This window comes from Pararoseomonas sp. SCSIO 73927 (genome assembly GCF_037040815.1).
Lineage (GTDB): Bacteria > Pseudomonadota > Alphaproteobacteria > Acetobacterales > Acetobacteraceae > Roseomonas.
The window spans coordinates 66,666-82,280 of the sequence record NZ_CP146232.1 but is presented as its reverse complement, the minus strand read 5'-3'; the positions used below and the strand labels follow the sequence as shown (position 1 = coordinate 82,280).

The 15,615-nt window shown below is 74.6% G+C and carries 19 protein-coding genes; 8 read left to right on the top strand and 11 right to left on the bottom strand.

All coding sequences use genetic code 11. The features are described from left to right. Positions 1-119: 119 nt before the first annotated feature. The 5 genes from VQH23_RS00465 to VQH23_RS00445 form a co-directional block, all read right to left on the bottom strand. Positions 120-1,190, bottom strand: a complete 1,071-nt coding sequence (locus VQH23_RS00465; protein ID WP_338663646.1) for a hypothetical protein — start codon at positions 1,188-1,190, stop codon at positions 120-122. Then, positions 1,127-1,699, bottom strand: a complete 573-nt coding sequence (locus VQH23_RS00460) for a uracil-DNA glycosylase family protein (RefSeq protein ID WP_338666165.1) — start codon at positions 1,697-1,699, stop codon at positions 1,127-1,129. The genes VQH23_RS00465 and VQH23_RS00460 overlap by 64 nt, the downstream gene beginning before the upstream one ends. Positions 1,700-1,782: 83 nt before the next feature. Then, on the bottom strand, positions 1,783-2,508 hold the full coding sequence (gene cobB / locus VQH23_RS00455; protein ID WP_338663645.1) for a Sir2 family NAD+-dependent deacetylase: 726 nt from the start codon (positions 2,506-2,508) through the stop codon (positions 1,783-1,785). A gap of 34 nt (positions 2,509-2,542) precedes the next feature. Then, a complete protein-coding gene (thpR, locus tag VQH23_RS00450; RefSeq protein ID WP_338663644.1) occupies positions 2,543-3,079 on the bottom strand; it encodes an RNA 2',3'-cyclic phosphodiesterase in 537 nt (178 codons plus the stop codon). 6 nt (positions 3,080-3,085) lie between these two features. Continuing rightward, on the bottom strand, positions 3,086-3,760 hold the full coding sequence (locus VQH23_RS00445; RefSeq protein WP_338663643.1) for an arylesterase: 675 nt from the start codon (positions 3,758-3,760) through the stop codon (positions 3,086-3,088). A 58-nt stretch (positions 3,761-3,818) separates the two neighbouring features. Between VQH23_RS00445 and VQH23_RS00440 the strand changes: the two genes are divergently transcribed. The 4 genes from VQH23_RS00440 to VQH23_RS00425 all read left to right on the top strand — a co-directional run bounded on the left by VQH23_RS00440 (position 3,819) and on the right by VQH23_RS00425 (position 8,752). Continuing rightward, the gene (locus VQH23_RS00440; RefSeq protein ID WP_338666164.1) at positions 3,819-4,508 is read left to right on the top strand and encodes an ABC transporter ATP-binding protein; all 690 of its coding nucleotides are present in this window, start codon (positions 3,819-3,821) and stop codon (positions 4,506-4,508) included. After that, the gene (locus tag VQH23_RS00435) at positions 4,505-7,018 is read left to right on the top strand and encodes an FtsX-like permease family protein (RefSeq protein WP_338663642.1); all 2,514 of its coding nucleotides are present in this window, start codon (positions 4,505-4,507) and stop codon (positions 7,016-7,018) included. The genes VQH23_RS00440 and VQH23_RS00435 overlap by 4 nt, the downstream gene beginning before the upstream one ends. Before the next feature lie 27 nt (positions 7,019-7,045). After that, positions 7,046-7,828, top strand: a complete 783-nt coding sequence (locus VQH23_RS00430; protein WP_338663641.1) for a hypothetical protein — start codon at positions 7,046-7,048, stop codon at positions 7,826-7,828. Between the two features lie 126 nt (positions 7,829-7,954). After that, entirely contained in the window at positions 7,955-8,752 is a 798-nt protein-coding gene (locus tag VQH23_RS00425; protein ID WP_338663640.1) for a Bax inhibitor-1/YccA family protein, read from the top strand. A gap of 282 nt (positions 8,753-9,034) precedes the next feature. Here the strand turns inward: VQH23_RS00425 and VQH23_RS00420 are convergent, their stop codons facing one another. Together VQH23_RS00420 and VQH23_RS00415 are read right to left on the bottom strand one after the other, a co-directional pair. Beyond that, complete coding sequence (locus VQH23_RS00420; protein ID WP_338663639.1) at positions 9,035-9,232, bottom strand: hypothetical protein; 198 nt, start codon at positions 9,230-9,232, stop codon at positions 9,035-9,037. Positions 9,233-9,234: 2 nt separating this feature from the next. Next, positions 9,235-9,372: a hypothetical protein gene (locus VQH23_RS00415; protein WP_338663638.1), complete on the bottom strand. Its 138-nt coding sequence runs from the start codon at positions 9,370-9,372 to the stop codon at positions 9,235-9,237. 271 nt (positions 9,373-9,643) lie between these two features. Between VQH23_RS00415 and cysK the strand changes: the two genes are divergently transcribed. Beyond that, the gene (gene cysK / locus VQH23_RS00410; RefSeq protein WP_338663637.1) at positions 9,644-10,612 is read left to right on the top strand and encodes a cysteine synthase A; all 969 of its coding nucleotides are present in this window, start codon (positions 9,644-9,646) and stop codon (positions 10,610-10,612) included. Between the two features lie 205 nt (positions 10,613-10,817). After that, positions 10,818-10,979, top strand: coding sequence for a hypothetical protein (locus VQH23_RS00405; RefSeq protein WP_338663636.1), 162 nt, complete (start codon positions 10,818-10,820; stop codon positions 10,977-10,979). A gap of 3 nt (positions 10,980-10,982) precedes the next feature. Here VQH23_RS00405 and VQH23_RS00400 read toward each other — a convergent pair whose 3' ends face one another. The 4 genes from VQH23_RS00400 to VQH23_RS00385 all read right to left on the bottom strand — a co-directional run bounded on the left by VQH23_RS00400 (position 10,983) and on the right by VQH23_RS00385 (position 13,455). After that, a complete protein-coding gene (locus VQH23_RS00400; RefSeq protein WP_338663635.1) occupies positions 10,983-11,288 on the bottom strand; it encodes an AzlD domain-containing protein in 306 nt (101 codons plus the stop codon). Positions 11,289-11,298: 10 nt separating this feature from the next. Beyond that, complete coding sequence (locus VQH23_RS00395) at positions 11,299-12,003, bottom strand: AzlC family ABC transporter permease (RefSeq protein ID WP_338663634.1); 705 nt, start codon at positions 12,001-12,003, stop codon at positions 11,299-11,301. 108 nt (positions 12,004-12,111) lie between these two features. Beyond that, positions 12,112-12,561, bottom strand: a complete 450-nt coding sequence (locus VQH23_RS00390; protein WP_338663633.1) for a hypothetical protein — start codon at positions 12,559-12,561, stop codon at positions 12,112-12,114. A 237-nt stretch (positions 12,562-12,798) separates the two neighbouring features. Further along, positions 12,799-13,455, bottom strand: coding sequence for a RecX family transcriptional regulator (locus VQH23_RS00385; protein ID WP_338663632.1), 657 nt, complete (start codon positions 13,453-13,455; stop codon positions 12,799-12,801). A gap of 110 nt (positions 13,456-13,565) precedes the next feature. Between VQH23_RS00385 and VQH23_RS00380 the strand changes: the two genes are divergently transcribed. Both VQH23_RS00380 and VQH23_RS00375 read left to right on the top strand, forming a co-directional pair. Then, on the top strand, positions 13,566-14,687 hold the full coding sequence (locus tag VQH23_RS00380; RefSeq protein ID WP_338663630.1) for a PRC-barrel domain-containing protein: 1,122 nt from the start codon (positions 13,566-13,568) through the stop codon (positions 14,685-14,687). 207 nt (positions 14,688-14,894) lie between these two features. Then, complete coding sequence (locus VQH23_RS00375) at positions 14,895-15,428, top strand: hypothetical protein (RefSeq protein WP_338663629.1); 534 nt, start codon at positions 14,895-14,897, stop codon at positions 15,426-15,428. The last annotated feature ends 187 nt before the right edge of the window (positions 15,429-15,615 follow it).

Here is a 15,615-nt window from a genome sequence, read left to right as displayed (position 1 = left end):
TTGGCGAGGGCACTGCAGCCGTCAGTCGCCGTCAGCCAGGATCACGGCCAGCGATGCCGATGCTCTACGCCGGCCGTGCGCCGGCCGACAACGGAATGAGATGGACCTATCGTTCACGGTTACGCGGGGTTGGCGGCCCGAGGGGGCTCGTGCCGCCCTGGCCATCCCGTGCTCCGCAGCACCTCGCCCCCGCGCGGGCGGCGGAAGTTGGTCCAGGTCCGGCAGTCCACCATCTCCCAGTCCGGGGCGGGGCGTTCGGAGAAGGCGACCGGCAGGCACCGCCCGGTGCCGGCGAACCATTCCGCCCGCTCCTTCACGCGGGGACTCCGCGCCGGATCCTCCCACCTCTCCCATCTGACCATGCCGAGGCCGCGCGCGTACCAGAAGCGCTCGAGGTGGTTGCCCTCGGGGATCGTCGGGCCGCCGAAATGCTCGGAGACGATCACCTCGATCCGCACCTCGCGCCGGCGCGGGTCGTCGTGGAAGCGGACGGGCAGGGGGATCGTCTCCCGCCGCCAGCGGGTGAGCGAACTGTCGAAGCCGGCGGGGCAGGCATCGGCGGCAGGGGCGATGCGGAGGCGCACGACGGCCTCGCCCCAGGATCCCGTCGGCACCTGCGCGCCGAAGATGAGCCAGCCGGCGGCGGCCGGGGCGCCGGGGCGGCAATCCGGCGAGAGGAACCACTGCAGCTGCCCGGGGTGGCCGCCATCCTGGGTGACGGCCAGCTCCGCCCGGCCACCGGCCAGCACGGCCACCTGCCCGCCGTCGGAGGCGGGGTCGAAGCGGCCGAAGGCGGCCTCCCCGCCGCCGAAGTCGAAGGTCTGGATCGCCGCCTCCCGGCCCTCGAGGGTCCCGAGCAGGGCGTCGGAGGCCATGTAACCCTCCGGTTGCCGGGAGATATGGGCCAGGCCGGGCCAGTCCGTCTTGCGCCAGGGCAGGTTCTCGTCGGCGCGCAGGGGGCGGCGGCGCTCGCAGCCCGGCTCGAAGGGCAGGCGGCCGGCGATGGGCTGTCCCCCGGGGTCGAGGCAGGCGGACTGCACGAGGAAGTCGAAGGCCATCGCCCGGTCCAGCGGGGCGGCCCCGGCGACGGGGTTGAGGGCGGCGGGGGCGAGCAGGAGGGCGGCGGTCAGTCCGAGAGCGCCCGCGCCACCTCGCGGCGCAGGGCGGGAATGACCTGGGTGTCGAACCATGGATGTTTTTTCGCCCAGACGAGGGTGCGCCACGAGGGGTGGGGCAGGGGGAAGTGCGATGGGAGAGCCTCCGCGTAGCGCGCCACGCGCTCGGCCAGCGGCATGCCCGGGCCCAACACGTGGCGCACGGCGTGGTTGCCGACGAGGAGGCGCAGGCGGAGCCCCGTGAAGCGCGGCAGCACCCGCGGGTGCCACAGGGGCGCGCATTCCGGCCGGGGCGGCGCATCCCCGCCGCGCGGCAGGCGGCCGGGGTAGCACATGCCCATGGGCAGGATGGCCAGCACCTCCGGGTCGTAGAACAGGTCCCGCCCCATCCCCAGCCAGTCCCGCAGCCGCTCGCCGGAGGCGTCCTCGAAGGGGATGCCGGAAAGGTGCGCCTTCGTCCCCGGCGCCTGGCTGGTGACGAGGATTCGGGCCCGCGCGTGGAGCTGGTGGATGGGCCGCGGCCCGAGCGGCAGGTGCGGGGCGCAGACCGTGCAGGCGCGGGCGGCGGAAGCGGCCTCCGCCATGGTGGCGTCGGGCGGGATGCCCGGGTCGCGGGCGCCGGCCGGGCGGGGAAGGGGGAGGGCGCCCGATCCCGCTTTCGCCGTGGTCAGGTCCACTTCGCCAGGAGTTCCGCCACGAAGGCGGGGACGAGCGCCGTGGCGGGGCCGTGGCGCGCCTCGTTGAAAAGGTGGCTGCCCTCGCTCGGCTCCAGGTTCAGCTCCAGCGTGTCGGCGCGGTCCCGCACCTCCCGCACGAAGCCCGCCGCCGGGTAGACGGCGCCGGAGGTGCCGATGGAGACGAAGAGGTCGCAGCGCTCCAGCGCCTCCCCGATTCGCTCCATCTCCAGCGGCATCTCGCCGAACCAGACGACGTGCGGGCGCATCCCGCCAGGCTGGCCGCAGGCGGGGCAGGGGGTTTCGGCCGAGAGGTCGCCGGGCGCGGGCGAGACGGCGCCGCAGCGCAGGCAGCGGCCCTTCATCAGCTCGCCATGCATGGGGATCAGGCGGCGCGATCCCGCGCGGCCGTGCAGGTCGTCCACGTTCTGGGTGACGAGGAGGAACTCTCCGGGCCAGCGCGCATCCAGCTCCGCCAGGGCGGCGTGGGCGGCGTTGGGCTGCACGCCGGCCTCGCGGAGCTGGGCGCGGCGGGCGTTGTAGAAGCCCTGCACCAGGGCGGGGTCGCGGGCGAAGGCCTCGGGCGTCGCCACGTCCTCGATCCGGTGGCGGGCCCAGATGCCGTCCGGGTCGCGGAAGGTGTGCAGGCCGGATTCCCGGGAAATGCCCGCGCCGGTCAGGACCACGATGGAGGGGGGCGTGGCGGCGCGGGAATGCACGCCTCCGGGCTGCGCCCTCCTGCGATCGCCGCGGTCAGGCAAGCTCGTACTCCACCTCCGGGATATAGACCGGGCTCTCCTTTCCCAGGCGTGAGGAGAAGAGGGTGAAATGCTCCATCGGCACCGGCGGGGCACGGAACAGGTTGTGGGACTGCACCCACTCCACGAGCTTGTGGGAGGGCGCCTTTCCCGTCTTCGCCAGGGTGACGTGGGGCGCGAAGCGCCGGCGCTCCGGGTCCAGCCCCATGCGCTGCAGCGCCGTCTCGATCTTCGACTGCAGGTGGGTCAGCCCCTCGGTCTTCTCCACGCCGATCCAGAGGGTCTCGATCCTTCCCGCCTTCTCGAAGGTGCCGACGCCGCGCAGCGAGAGCTCGAAGGGCTTGCAGCGGATCGCGGAGAGGGCCTCGTCCACCTCGTCGGCGCGCCAGCCCTCCACCTCGCCGATGAAGCGCAGCGTCAGGTGGTAGTTCTCGGGCGGCACCCAGCGGGCGCCCTGGATCCCGCCCGTGAGCATGGAGAGCTGCGTGCGCAGCTCCTCCGGCAGGGCGAGTGCGACGAAGAGCCGGACCATGGGGGCTTAAGCGGGCCTCGCCTTGCTGAGCAGTTCCTCGACGGCGGGGGTCATGCGGCGCACCATCTCCTCGACGCCCTGCGGGTTGGGGTGGATTCGGTCGGGCTGGTTCAGCGCGGCCTCCCCGGCTACGCCATCCAGCAGGAAGGGGTAGAAAACGGCGTCCGGGAAGTCGCGGTGCAGGGTCTGGAACACCGCCGCGAACTCCCGGCCGTAATCGGCGCCGAGGTTGGGCGGGGCCAGCATGCCCGCGAGCAGGGTGGGAACGTTGCGGGCCTTCAGCGCCTCCAGGATGGCGCGCAGGTTGGCCTCGCTGTTGCGCGGCTCGATCCCGCGCAGCCCGTCATTGCCGCCCAGCGCCACGATCACCGCGTCCGGCCGGTCGGCGAGGGACCATTCCACGCGGGAGCGGCCGCCGGCGGTGGTGTCGCCGGAGACGCCGGCATCGATCACCGTCACGTCCCGGCCGCGGGCCTTCAGTGCGGCCTCCAGCTTCGCGGGCAGGCCGTCCGGCTTCACCAGCCCGTAGGCGGCGGTGATGCTATCGCCGAGCATCAGCAGCTTCAGCGGGCGCGCCTGGGCCTCCGCCGAGCCGACCAGGGCGGGGAAACCCGCCAGACACAGAACGGAAACTCCAGCGCCCCTACTCAGGAAGCCCCGGCGCCCCAATCTCGCCCTCATGCCGGATTCCCTGACCCAGATCCCGGCCGCCGCGGATGCGACGGCCGATTCCCCCGAGATGGGCGCGCCCCTGATCGACGCGCGCTCACTCGCCTTCAGGGTGGTGGGGGCCGGGGGTGAGGTCAACATCCTCCGGGGCGTGGACCTCTCGGTCGGGGCGGGAGAGGCGGTGGGCATCGTCGGGCCCTCGGGCTCGGGCAAGACCTCGCTCCTCATGCTGCTGGCAGGGCTGGAGCGGCCGACGGGCGGCACCCTCCGGGTGGCGGGGCAGGAACTGGCGGCGATGGACGAGGACGCGCTGGCCCGCTTCCGGCGGGACCGTCTGGGCATCGTCTTCCAGGCCTTCCACCTCATCCCCACCATGTCCGCCCTGGAGAACGTGGCGATCCCCCTGGAGTTCGCCGGGCGGGAGGACGCCTTTGAGCGGGCGGCGGAGGCGCTGAAATCCGTGGGGCTCGGCCACCGCCTCTCCCACTATCCCGGCCAGCTCTCGGGCGGGGAGCAGCAGCGGGTGGCGCTGGCCCGCGCCTTCGTGGCGGAGCCGGCGCTGATGCTGGCGGACGAGCCCACGGGCAACCTGGACCGGGCGACGGGGGAGAAGGTGATGGACCTCCTCTTCGGGCTGCGGGAGCGGTTCCGGACGACGCTCGTCCTCATCACCCACGACCCGGCCCTGGCCGCGCGCTGCGAGCGGCAGGTGCGGGTGGAGGACGGCAAGATCGTCTCCGATAGCGGCCTCCTGCGATGAGCGACCTTTCCATGGGCTGGCGCCTCGCGCGGCGGGAGCTGCGCGGGGGCGTGCGCGGCCTGCGGATCGTGCTGGCCTGCCTGGCGCTGGGCGTGGCCGCCATCGCGGCGGTGGGAACCCTGCGGGCGGCGATCGACGCTGGCCTCTCGGCCGATGGCGCGCGGCTGCTGGGCGGTGACCTGGCCGCGGCCAATTCCCGGCCCTTCCCGCCGGAGGCGCGGGCCTGGCTGGAGGCGCGCGGGGCGCGGGTGGCCGATCAGGTCTCCATGCGCGCCATGGCCGTGGCGCCGGGGGGCGAGCGGACGCTGGTAGAACTGAAGGCGACCGACCAGGCCTACCCGCTCCTCGGCGAGCTGCAGCTGGATCCGCCCGGGCCGCTGGGCGCCGGCGCCGGGGGCCGCCCGCCGGTCGCGATGGACCCGCTGGTGGCGGAGCGCCTGAACCTCCGCCCGGGCGACGAGGTGCGAATCGGGGAGGAGCGCTTCGCCTATCGCGGCGCCGTGGTGTCCGAGCCGGACAAGGTGGCGGGGCCGGCGGTGCTGGGACCGCGCGCGATCATCCCGCTCTCCGCGCTGGAGGCGACGCGGCTGATCCAGCCCGGAAGCCTCGTCACCTATGAGATCCGCGCCGCCCTGCCGCCCGGGGCGAATGCCCGGGCGGTGTCCGACGCGCTGCGGGCCGCGCCCTTCGCCGATGGCGGCTGGCGGGTGCGCGATGCCTCCCAGGGGCAGCCCGGGGTGAACCGCTTCCTGGACCAGGCCGCCTCCTTCTTCACCCTGGCGGGGCTGACGGCGCTGCTGGTGGGCGGGATCGGGGTGGCGACCGGCGTGCGCTCCTGGCTGGAGCAGCGGGGGCGGACCATCGCGACGCTGCGCTGCCTCGGCGCGCCGGCGGGGGCGATCTTCGCCACCTACCTCATCCAGGTGATGGCGCTGGCGGGGCTGGGCATCGCGATCGGGCTCGCGGCGGGTTACGGGCTGACGCTGGCCGGCGCCTCGCTCCTGGCCGATGCGCTGCCGGTGCCGCCGAGACTCGGCTTCTACCCCCTGCCGCTGCTGCTGGCGGCGGCCTACGGCGTGCTGACGGCGCTGGCCTTCGCGCTGTGGCCGCTGGGGCGGGCGCGGGACATCCCCGGCGCCGCCCTGTTCCGGGACAGCGTGCAGCCCGGCGCCGCCCGGCCGCGCCCGGGGCTGATCCTGGCGAACGCGGCGGCGGTGGCCGTGCTGGTGGCGCTGGTGGTCTTCACGGCGGAGCGGCCGCTCTTCGCCCTCTCCTTCTGCGGGGCGGCGCTGGGCACGCTGGCGCTGTTCCGGGTGGCCGCTGCCGGGCTGCAGGCGGTGGCGCGGCGCATCCCGGCCTATCGGCGGCCCTCCCTGCGGCTCGGGCTGGCGAACCTGCACCGGCCGGGGGCGCCGACCTCCCTCATGCTCGTCTCCCTCGGCATAGGGCTGACGACGCTGGCGGCGATCGCGCTGATCCAGGGCAACCTGCGCGCCCAGATCACGGAGAGCCTGCCGGAGGCCGCGCCCTCCTTCTACTTCATCGACATCCAGTCCGATCAGGCGGCCCGCTTCGACGAGGTGGCGCGCGGCGTGCCGGGCGTGACGGAGGTGCGGCGCGTGCCATCGCTGCGCGCCCGGATCGTCTCCGTGAACGGCGTGCCGGCGGAGGGGGTGCAGGCCACCGAGGAAACGCGCTGGGCGCTGCGCGGCGACCGCGGCCTGACCTATTCCGCCGCGCCTCCGGATGGCACTCGGATCGTGCAGGGGCAGTGGTGGGCGCCGGACTACCGGGGTGAGCCGCTGGTCTCGCTGGACGACAACCTGGCGCGCGGCTGGGGCGCGGGGCCGGGCTCGACCATCGTGGTGAACGTGCTGGGGCGGGACATCCCGCTGCGCGTCACCTCCACCCGCGACATCCAGTGGCGGGGGCTGGGGCTGAACTTCACCATGATCGCCTCCCCCGGGCTGCTGGAGGCGGCGCCGCACACGCATATCGCGACCGTGCGGGGCGAGGAGGCGCGGGACGCCCAGCTGCTGCGGGTAGTGACGGACGCCTTCCCCAACGTGACGGGCATCCGCGTGCGGGACGCGCTGGACGCGCTGGCGGCGCTGCTGACGCGGCTGGGATCGGCGCTCACCTCCACCGCCGGGCTCACCCTCCTCTCCGGCCTGCTGGTGCTGGCGGGCGCGGTGGCGGCGGGGCAGCGTCGGCGGATCCGGGACGCGGTGGTGCTGAAGACGCTCGGCGCCACGCGGTCCCAGATCCGGCGGGCCTGGCTGGTGGAGTTCGGCCTGCTGGGGCTGGTGGCGGGGCTGGTGGCCGCCGCCGCGGGCACGGCGGCGAGCTGGGGGGTGACGCGCTTCGTGATGCGGACGGACTGGGTCTTCCTGCCCGGCACGCTGGCGGCGACGATCCTGTTCTGCGTCGTGCTGACGCTCGGCATGGGCTACGCCGGCACCGCGCTGGCCCTGCGGGCGAAGGCGGCGCCGCTGCTGCGGAACGAGTAGCGGCGAAGGACCTCGGGGAGCGGACGCATGACGGTACCGGAGGAGGGGGCAGGTGTGGACGGCGCCGCGCTGCGCCGGGCCGAGCTGCTGGCGGACCGGGCGCGCGACGCGGAGGGCGCCGAGCGGAGGGCGCTGGCGGAGCAGGCCCTGGCGGTCAGCCCTTTCTGCGCCGACGCCCACATCATCTTCGCCGGGGAGGCGCCGCGCGGTTCGGAGGCGGCGCTCGAGGGCTGGCGGCGGGCCGTGGAGGCCGGGCGCGCGGCGATCGGCCCGATGTTCGAGGCCTTCCGCGGCGAGTTCTGGGCGATCGACGAGACGCGGCCCTACATGCGCGCCCGGCACGGCCTCGCCCTGGCCCTGTGGGAGCGCGGGGAGCGGGAGGCGGCGATCGGGCAACTGCGGGAGATGCTCGCGCTCGGGCCGGAGGACGACGATCTCGGCGTGCGCCATCTCCTGGCCGCCTGGCTCGTGGAAGCCGGGCGCGACTCGGAGGCGGCCGCGGTGCTGGACGAGTACCCGGACGATCCCATGGCGGCGCGCGCCTGGACCGCAGCCCTGCTGGCCTTCCGCCGGGATGGCGACAGTGCGGGGAGCCGTCGGTTGCTGGCCGGGGCAATGGCCGCGAATCCCGATGCCGCGGAGTTCCTCTCGGGCCGGCGGGCGCTGCCGGATCCGCTGCCCGTGCTCGATGATCTTGGCGGCGAGGCGGAAGCGGCGGAGTACGCCGCGTTGGCGCGCGGAGCCTGGGCGGCTTCCCCGGGCGCCTTGGACTGGCTTCGGAAAGGGACGGGCGCGGCCGGCGGGGGCTGAGCCGGGCCGTCCCGAACCTTACGGAATCCTGTCGGGCGGATTGCCCGCTTGATTTGGATTACAGGAAGTCCATATATCAGCGTGCGGGGATGGCGGGTGCCATTCCCCGAAGGAGTTCTGACAGACATGGCCTTCGGTCCCGACAACCGTTTCCAGAGCGGCCAGTCCGCCTGGACGCAGCCGATGGGCCGCGCCGCCACCGACGCCGCGACGCTGGACGCCGGTCTGCGCGCCTACATGCTGCGCGTGTACAACTGGATGGCGTCCGGCCTCGCGCTGACGGCCATCACCGCCTACGTGATCGCCAATACCCAGTTGGCCGAGCTGTTCTTCACCGTCGTGCGGACCCCGCGCGGCCTGGCGACCCAGCCGACGATCCTGGGCTTCGTGGCGATCTTCGCCCCGCTCGCCTTCGTGCTGGTCCTCAGCTTCGGCATCAACCGCCTCTCCAAGGGCGCGACGCAGGCGCTGTTCTGGGCCTTCTGCCTGGCGATGGGCGCCAGCATGGCGAACATCTTCGCCGTGTACGTGGGCACCTCGATCGCCAGCACCTTCCTCGTCACCGCCGGCATGTTCGCGGCCGTCAGCCTCTACGGCTACACCACGAACGCCGACCTGACGCGGATGGGCGGCTTCCTGATGATGGGCCTCATCGGCATCGTCATCGCCGGCCTGGTGAATGCCTTCATCGGCAGCACCGCCCTGCAGTTCGCGATCTCCGTGCTCGGTGTGGTGATCTTCACCGGCCTCACCGCCTACGACACGCAGCGGATCAAGAATGACTACATCGAGTACGCCTACGCGGAGGGTTCCGACGAGGCGGCCAAGCGCTCCGTCTTCGACGCGCTGGGCCTGTACCTGAACTTCGTGAACCTCTTCCAGCTGCTGCTGCAGTTCATGGGCGTGCGCCAGTCCAACGACTGAGCGAGCGGCCGGAACGGACGACAGGACCCCGGGGAGCGATCCCCGGGGTTTTTTTCTTGCCCGTTCCTTTGGCCGGCTGCCGGCCGGGTCCACGCCCATCCGCGCAAATACAGAACCCCGGGGATCGCTCCCCGAGGTTCCCTCCCGCTCCAGGCGGCGGTTCAGCCCGCGACCAGATGGGCCAGGAGCAGGGCGCTGCCGAGGAGGAGCGCGGCCCGCAGCGGCAGATCGGCCCAGCGCGGCCTCAAGCCCAACCTCAAGCCCAGCCTCCCTGGCGCGGCTTCATGCCGCGACTCGCCGGCCCTGCCCGCGCAGCAGGACCAGCCGCGCCACCCGCGCGGCCTCCGCCGCGCTCGGGAAGGCCGCGCCTTCCAGCTCCTCCAGCACGGGGTCGGTGGCGAGGAAGAGCCAGTCCGCCTCGCGCGCCACGGCGACACCCACGAAGCGGCCCTCCACGCTGATGGGTCTGGAGGCCAGCACCGTCACAGCCCTCCCAGGGCGCGCAGCAGGGCGCGCTCGATGTCGGACTGGCGCGGCGGCGCCGGGGTGCGGGGGAAGAGGCGCGCGAGCAGGACGCGGAAGGCGCTGACGGTGCGGGAAGGGGTCGCGATTCGGATCATGGTCCGTCTCCGGGGCCCGGCAGCGGCCGGGAAGAGGGGGAGGGGGAGTGGGAGGCTCGGCGATCAGCGCCGACAGCTCTCTCCGTTCCGGATCGCGGGCACCGTCGGGGCCTCCTCGGGCTGCTGTTGCCGATGGCCCATGATTCAACGCGTGGCGGGCGCGTGTCGATGAAATGGAACGATCGAATTTCGGGAGATCCGGAGGATGATCCTACCGCCCGGCGTGGTTACGCGATGGACGTCATCCCGCCCCCGCGATAAGCCGCGCGGGATGTCCACAGGAACACCCTCGCCGGCCTCCCGCGGCCGCCTCTACGGCAGCGTGCTGGAGGCGGTGGGCGCGACCCCGCTGGTGCGCCTGCCGCGCATCGAGGCGGCCGAGGGGCTCACGGCCCGGCTGGCGCTGAAGCTGGAGTTCTTCAACCCCCTGGCCTCCGTGAAGGACCGGATCGGGCTGGCCATGGTGGAGGAGGCGGAGCGGGCGGGGCTGATCCGGCCGGGCGAATCCACCCTCGTCGAGCCGACCTCCGGCAATACCGGCATCGCGCTGGCCTTCGTGGCCGCGGCCAAGGGTTACCGGTTGATCGTGGTGATGCCGGACGGCGCCAGCGAGGAGCGGCGGAAGATGATGGCGCTGCTGGGGGCGGAGCTTGTGCTGACCCCGGCCAAGCGCGGCATGGCCGGCGCGATCGGGCGGGCGGAGGAGATCGTGGCCGCCACCCCCGGCGCCTGGATGCCCCGCCAGTTCGACAACCCCGCCAACCCCGACATCCACGCCCGCACCACGGCTGAGGAGATCTGGGCGGATACGGGCGGGGAGGTGGACGCGGTGGTGGGCGGCGTCGGCACCGGCGGCACGCTGACGGGCATCGCCCGCGCGCTGAAGCCGCGCCGGCCTGGCCTGCGGGTGATCGCGGTGGAGCCGGCGGAATCCGCCGTCCTCTCGGGCGACGAGGCCGGGCCGCACGACATCCAGGGGATCGGCGCCGGCTTCCGCCCGAAGGTGCTGGAGCTGGAGCGCATGGACGCGGTGATGCGCGTCTCCGAGCGCGAGGCGATCGCGGCCGCCCGCCGCTGCGCGCGGGAGGAGGGGCTGCCGGTCGGCATCTCCTCCGGCGCCGTGCTGCACGCGGCGCTGGCCGTGGCGCGGGAGCCGGGGATGGAGGGGCGGTTGGTGGTCGGCATCGCGGCCAGCTTCGCGGAGCGCTACCTCTCGACGGCCCTTTTCGCGGGGCTCTGAGCCTAGAACTAGGGCGCGCGAAAAAACTTGAAGAACACAACCTGAAGTTGTTTATCGTGTTCCGTACCTGTCCGGGACGCGATCACGGGCGGCGGGCGCGACGGCCGCCGCCGGACCTTCCCGGGCCGTGGGGTCCCTGGCGGCGCCGGCTCGAACCCCGGGCCGGAACCGGGGGAGCCGGGACAGCTTCGGGGAGGGCGTGGAGATGTGGTGGGTCGGCTTCAGCCTGCTGCTCGGCGGATTGCCGGTGATCTTCGCGAATGTGGCGCCGCCCTCCCCACTCTTCGGCGACGAGCCGCTGCGGGCGATGCTGCGGATCCTGATCGGGATGGCCGTCTCCTCCACCGGCGTCGCGCTGCTGGACTGAGGCCTAGACCCCCACCCAGCGCAGCAGCGCCACGGCGGCGACGCCGACGACGATAGACAGGCCGAAGTTGCCCCAGCGCAGGTGGGCCGCGGCGCAGGGAATGCTCGCCAGCGCCGCGGCCAGGTCCTGGCGGGAGAGGGAGAGCGCGACATAGGCCGCGAAGAGCGGCGCGGGCAGGTTCCGCAGCAGCGCGTCCACCAGGGGCGGCGTGCGGACGGCGCGCAGCACCGCGTAGCCCCCGGCGCGGCAGAGATAGGTGACCAGCCCCATCGCGAGGATGGCGAGGGTAACGTCCCAACGCATGGTCATGAGTGCATGGTCATGGGCGCGCTTCCCGTCCCTCACACCAGGCGCCGAGGGCGGCCCCGGCGAAGGCGCCGGCCAGCAGGGGCAGGGGCGCGGGCAGCCGCAGGGCCTGGGCGGCAAGGGCGGTCGCGGCCGCCAGCAGCCAGGGCGGCACGTCCTGCCGCGCGCTCCGCCACAGGGCCGCGAGGATGGCGACGAAGCTCGCCGGGGCCGCGAAGAAGATCGGGTTCTCGTCCGAGAGGGCCACGGCCGCGCCGAGCAGATGCCCGGCGGCGGTGGCCGCCACCCAGCCGAACCAGGTGAAGACGCCGAGGCCGAAGAGGAAGCCGGCATCCCGCCCGCCCGCGCGCTGCTCCGCCACCGAGAGGGCGAAGGAGTGGTCCACCGTGACGAAAAGCGAGCCCCAGAGGCGCCAGCCCTTGATGTGGTCCAGCCAGAAGGAGAGGGCGGCGCCGATCGGCACCATGCGGATGTTCACCACCAGCGCCGCGAGGGCGACGGCGAGGATGTCCGGCGGGTCCGTCCAGAGCTCCAGCGCGAGGAGCTGGGAGGCGCCGGCGAAGACCAGCGCGCTCATCAGCAGCGTCTCGGCGAGGCTCAGCCCGTGGCGGAGCGCGATGACGCCGACCACGACCCCGAACGGAACGATTCCCAGGAGCAGGGGGATGCCCCGCAGCACCCCGCGCCGCATCCCGTCGCGGGTGAAGATGACCGGCATGGGGGTGGGTATAGGCGGGAAGGGGGGCGGACGCCATGTGCCGCCCCCGCCCGCCCCGCGCCCTCGTGCGCGCCCCGTCCAAGGACTGCGCCGGCGGCGGCCGGCGGGCTAGCCCGCCGCGCGGCGGGCCCGGTCGCGCTCCAGCCACCACCACGCGAGGGCGGCGGAGGCGCCGTAGCAGAGGCCCATGTCCGGCGATCCCAGGCGCAGCGGATCGAAGTCCCTGGACATCATCAGGACCTCGGCCGCGGCGAAGAGCAGCTTGCCCGCGGCAGCGCCCCAGAGAACGGCCACCACGCCCACCCAGGGGCGGTGGGCGTTCGGGCGGAGGGCCGGCAGCAGCGGAAGCCCGAACACCAGCAGGCCGACGAGCACGAAGGGCAGCGCCAGGCTGCCGAGGCCCAGGACCACCGGCGGCAGCAGCAGCAGGTCCTGCGCCTCGGCCGGAGTGCCCGGCCTCAGCAGGGACCACAGGGTGTGCAGGAGGGTGCCGCCATAGGCGCCGATCAGGGCCGCCAGGTAGAGGGATGCCGCCCTTCCGAGCTTCGTGGCTGCCATCCGGCAAGGCTGGCCGCGGCCTCGCCCTCCGTCAAACGCGGACCGGAGGCCGCCGCGCGAGCGGTCGCCGGGGGCGTCCCCGGCCGGCGCCCCCGGCCGGCGCCTCTGGGCGAGCGAGCTCTCGACCTTGCAGGGCGCCTGGCGCCGCCGAGAGCGGGGCCAACGGCGAGCCGGGCAGCGCAGCAGGGGCGGGGAAGGCCCGCCGTGGCGCCCCGTCCAGACCTCTGGGCCGGACGGTCAGCCCCGCCGCGCCTCGATGATCCGGGCCTCCGCCTCCTCCCGCCCCAGGGCCAGCGCGGCCGACGCCACCTCCCGCGGGAAGCCGGCGCGGGCGAGGGCGGCGAGCGCCTTCATCCCCGCGGCGCGGGCCGCCTCCGCCCCTTCCGGCGGGGCGGGGTCGAAGGGGCCCTGGCGGCGGCGGCGCAGATGGGCGAGCGCGGCGGCCACCTCATCCGTCGCGGCCTCCTCCAGCGTGCCGGAGGCCAGCTCCCCGCCCACGCCCTTCGCGGCCAGGTGCGCGGCGATGGCCCGGCGGGACCGGCCGGCGCGGGAGAGGCGGCGGGCGCGGGCGGCGGCGAAGGCGGCGTCGTCCACGGCGCCCGCCGAGACCATGCGCTTCGCGACCGCAGCGGCCGCCACGCGGCCCCGGGCGACCACGGGGGCGATGAGGTCCGGCGCCATGCCCTCGCGCTCCGCCCGCTGCGCCCAGCGGGCCACGCGGCGCTGCAGGACGCGGGTCAGCCCGGCCTCCGTGGCGGCGAAGCGCGCGAGGTGGTTCAGCGCCGCCTCGTGCAGCCGCGCCTCGTCGGGGGCGGGGCCGGCGGCGGGAAGGCGCCTCTCCCGCCGGGGTCGCCCGCGCGAGGAGGGCCCGGTGGAGGACGTGCTCTCGGCCATGCGGGAGATGTGGCACCGGCGCCAGGGAACGGCGAGGGGGCCGCCCGCAACCGCCCCTCGCCGGCGGGCGTTCCTCCGGCGAGTCGAGCACCAACAGAAGGAGGCGCCGCATGACGACCCGTTCCTACAAGACAGGCCTGCTGGGGATGACGGCCGCCGCCGCGCTGCTGGCGCTGCCCGCCCTGGCCCAGACCCAGGCCCAGCCCGCACCGCGCGACGGCACGGCAGGCAACCCGCCCTCCACCGCCACGCAGCGCGCGGCGGATTCGGTGACGGGCAACCGCACCCCGCCGGACGGCACCCCCGGCAACCCGCCCGGTACGGCGCTGGGCCGCGCCGTGGACCGCGCCGGCGAGAGCGCCGCCTCCGCCAACCAGCGCGCCGGCGACCCGGCGAACACGCAGAACCGCCCGGACGGCACGCCCGGCAACCCGCCCGGCACGGCGCTGGGCCGCGCCGTGGACCGCGCCGGTGAGAGCGCCGCTTCCGCCAACCAGCGCGCCGGCGACCCGGCGAACACGCAGAACCGCCCGGACGGCACGCCCGGCAACCCGCCCGGCACGGCGCTGGGCCGCGCCGCGGACCGCGCCCTGGGCACCAACATGTCCGGCGCCTACCCGCAGAACAGCGACGGCACGCCAAACAACCCGCCCGGCACCGCCGCGGGCCGTGCGGTCGATGGCGCCACCGCCCAGGGCAACAGCACCTCCGCCACGCCGCGGGCGCAGAACGGCCAGCCCGGCGCGGTGAACACCATGCCGGACGGCAGCCAGGCCCGCGCCGGGACCACCAGCGCGCCGCTGCAGAACCAGGCCGCCGGTAACGCCCCGAACAATCCCTCCGGCCCCTCGGGCGCGCCGGCGGGGACGGCCGGCCGCCCCGCGGCCGGCGCCGCCGCCGGCGTTGCGGCCGGCACGGCGGCCAATCCGGCCGCGACGGCGCCGATGGCCCAGACGGACCGGGTGAGCCGGATCATCGGCTCCAACGTTTACAACGAGCGCAACGAGGCGATCGGTTCCGTGGACGACGTGATCCTGGCCACCGGCAACTCCTCGCCGCTGGCGGTGATCTCGGTGGGCGGCTTTCTCGGGATCGGCGCGAAGCTCGTGGCGGTACCGATGACGGACCTCCGCTGGTCCGCGGCGGACAACCGCTGGACCATCGCGGGTGCGACGAAGGAGAGCCTGACCTCGCTCCCCGCCTACTCCTACGACTCCGCCCGCCGCGGCTGACCGGCGACGCTTCGCGAAGGGGCCCGGGCGCGTCGCGCCCGGGCCCCACTTTGTTTGCGGGTGCACCATGCCGGTCGGTTCCCGGACCCGGCCGGGATTTCGTTCGGATGGGTGGCCGGGCGAAGGAACCCGCGCGGGAATCCGGCGTTGCCCCGACAGGTCCCACACCATGCGGGGCCAGAACAAATCCGATGGAGCGAGCACAAGATGCTGTCCACAACCCTCCGCGCCGCCGCCCTGGCCCTCTCGGTCGGCGCCCTGGCCGCCTGCAGCAGCGACCCGCTGAACACCGCGAACCGCCCGGACGGCGCGCCCGGCAACCCGCCGGGCACCGAGGCCTCCCGCGCCAACGCCCGCGCCGGCGACCCGCTGAACACCGCCGGCCGTCCGGATGGCACGCCCGGCAACCCCTCCGGCACCGCCGTGTCCCGCGCGAATGACCGCGTCGGCGACCCGCTGAACGTGAACGGCACGCCGGACTGCACCCCCGGCAACCCGCCCGGGACCGCCGTGTCCCGCAGCCTCGGCACGACCGACACGAGTGACTGCCGCCCGGCGGCCCGCAGCAGCGGCCGCCGCAGCCAGGCCCGCTCCACCCGCCGCGCCACGCCGGCGAGCGCGGGCACGACGGGGTCCAGCACGGCGGGCTCCACCACCGGCAGCATGACCCCGGCCTCGCCGAACCCCAACCCGGCCAGCCCGGGCTCCGCGCCCAACACGCTGAGCACCCAGGGCCGCTGAACCGGGGCCGCTGAATCGGGGCCGCTGAACTGGCGGTTTGCTGATCCGGGAAGCGCTTGAACCGAGCTTCCCGGCTCAGCAGCGGAGGGGCGTTGCCGAAGGGCGGCGCCCCTGCCGTTTTCTCCACCTGCCGTTTCGGGGTGTCTTCCCTGCCCTGGCCGCAGGGCTGCGGGCGCCGGATCCTTTG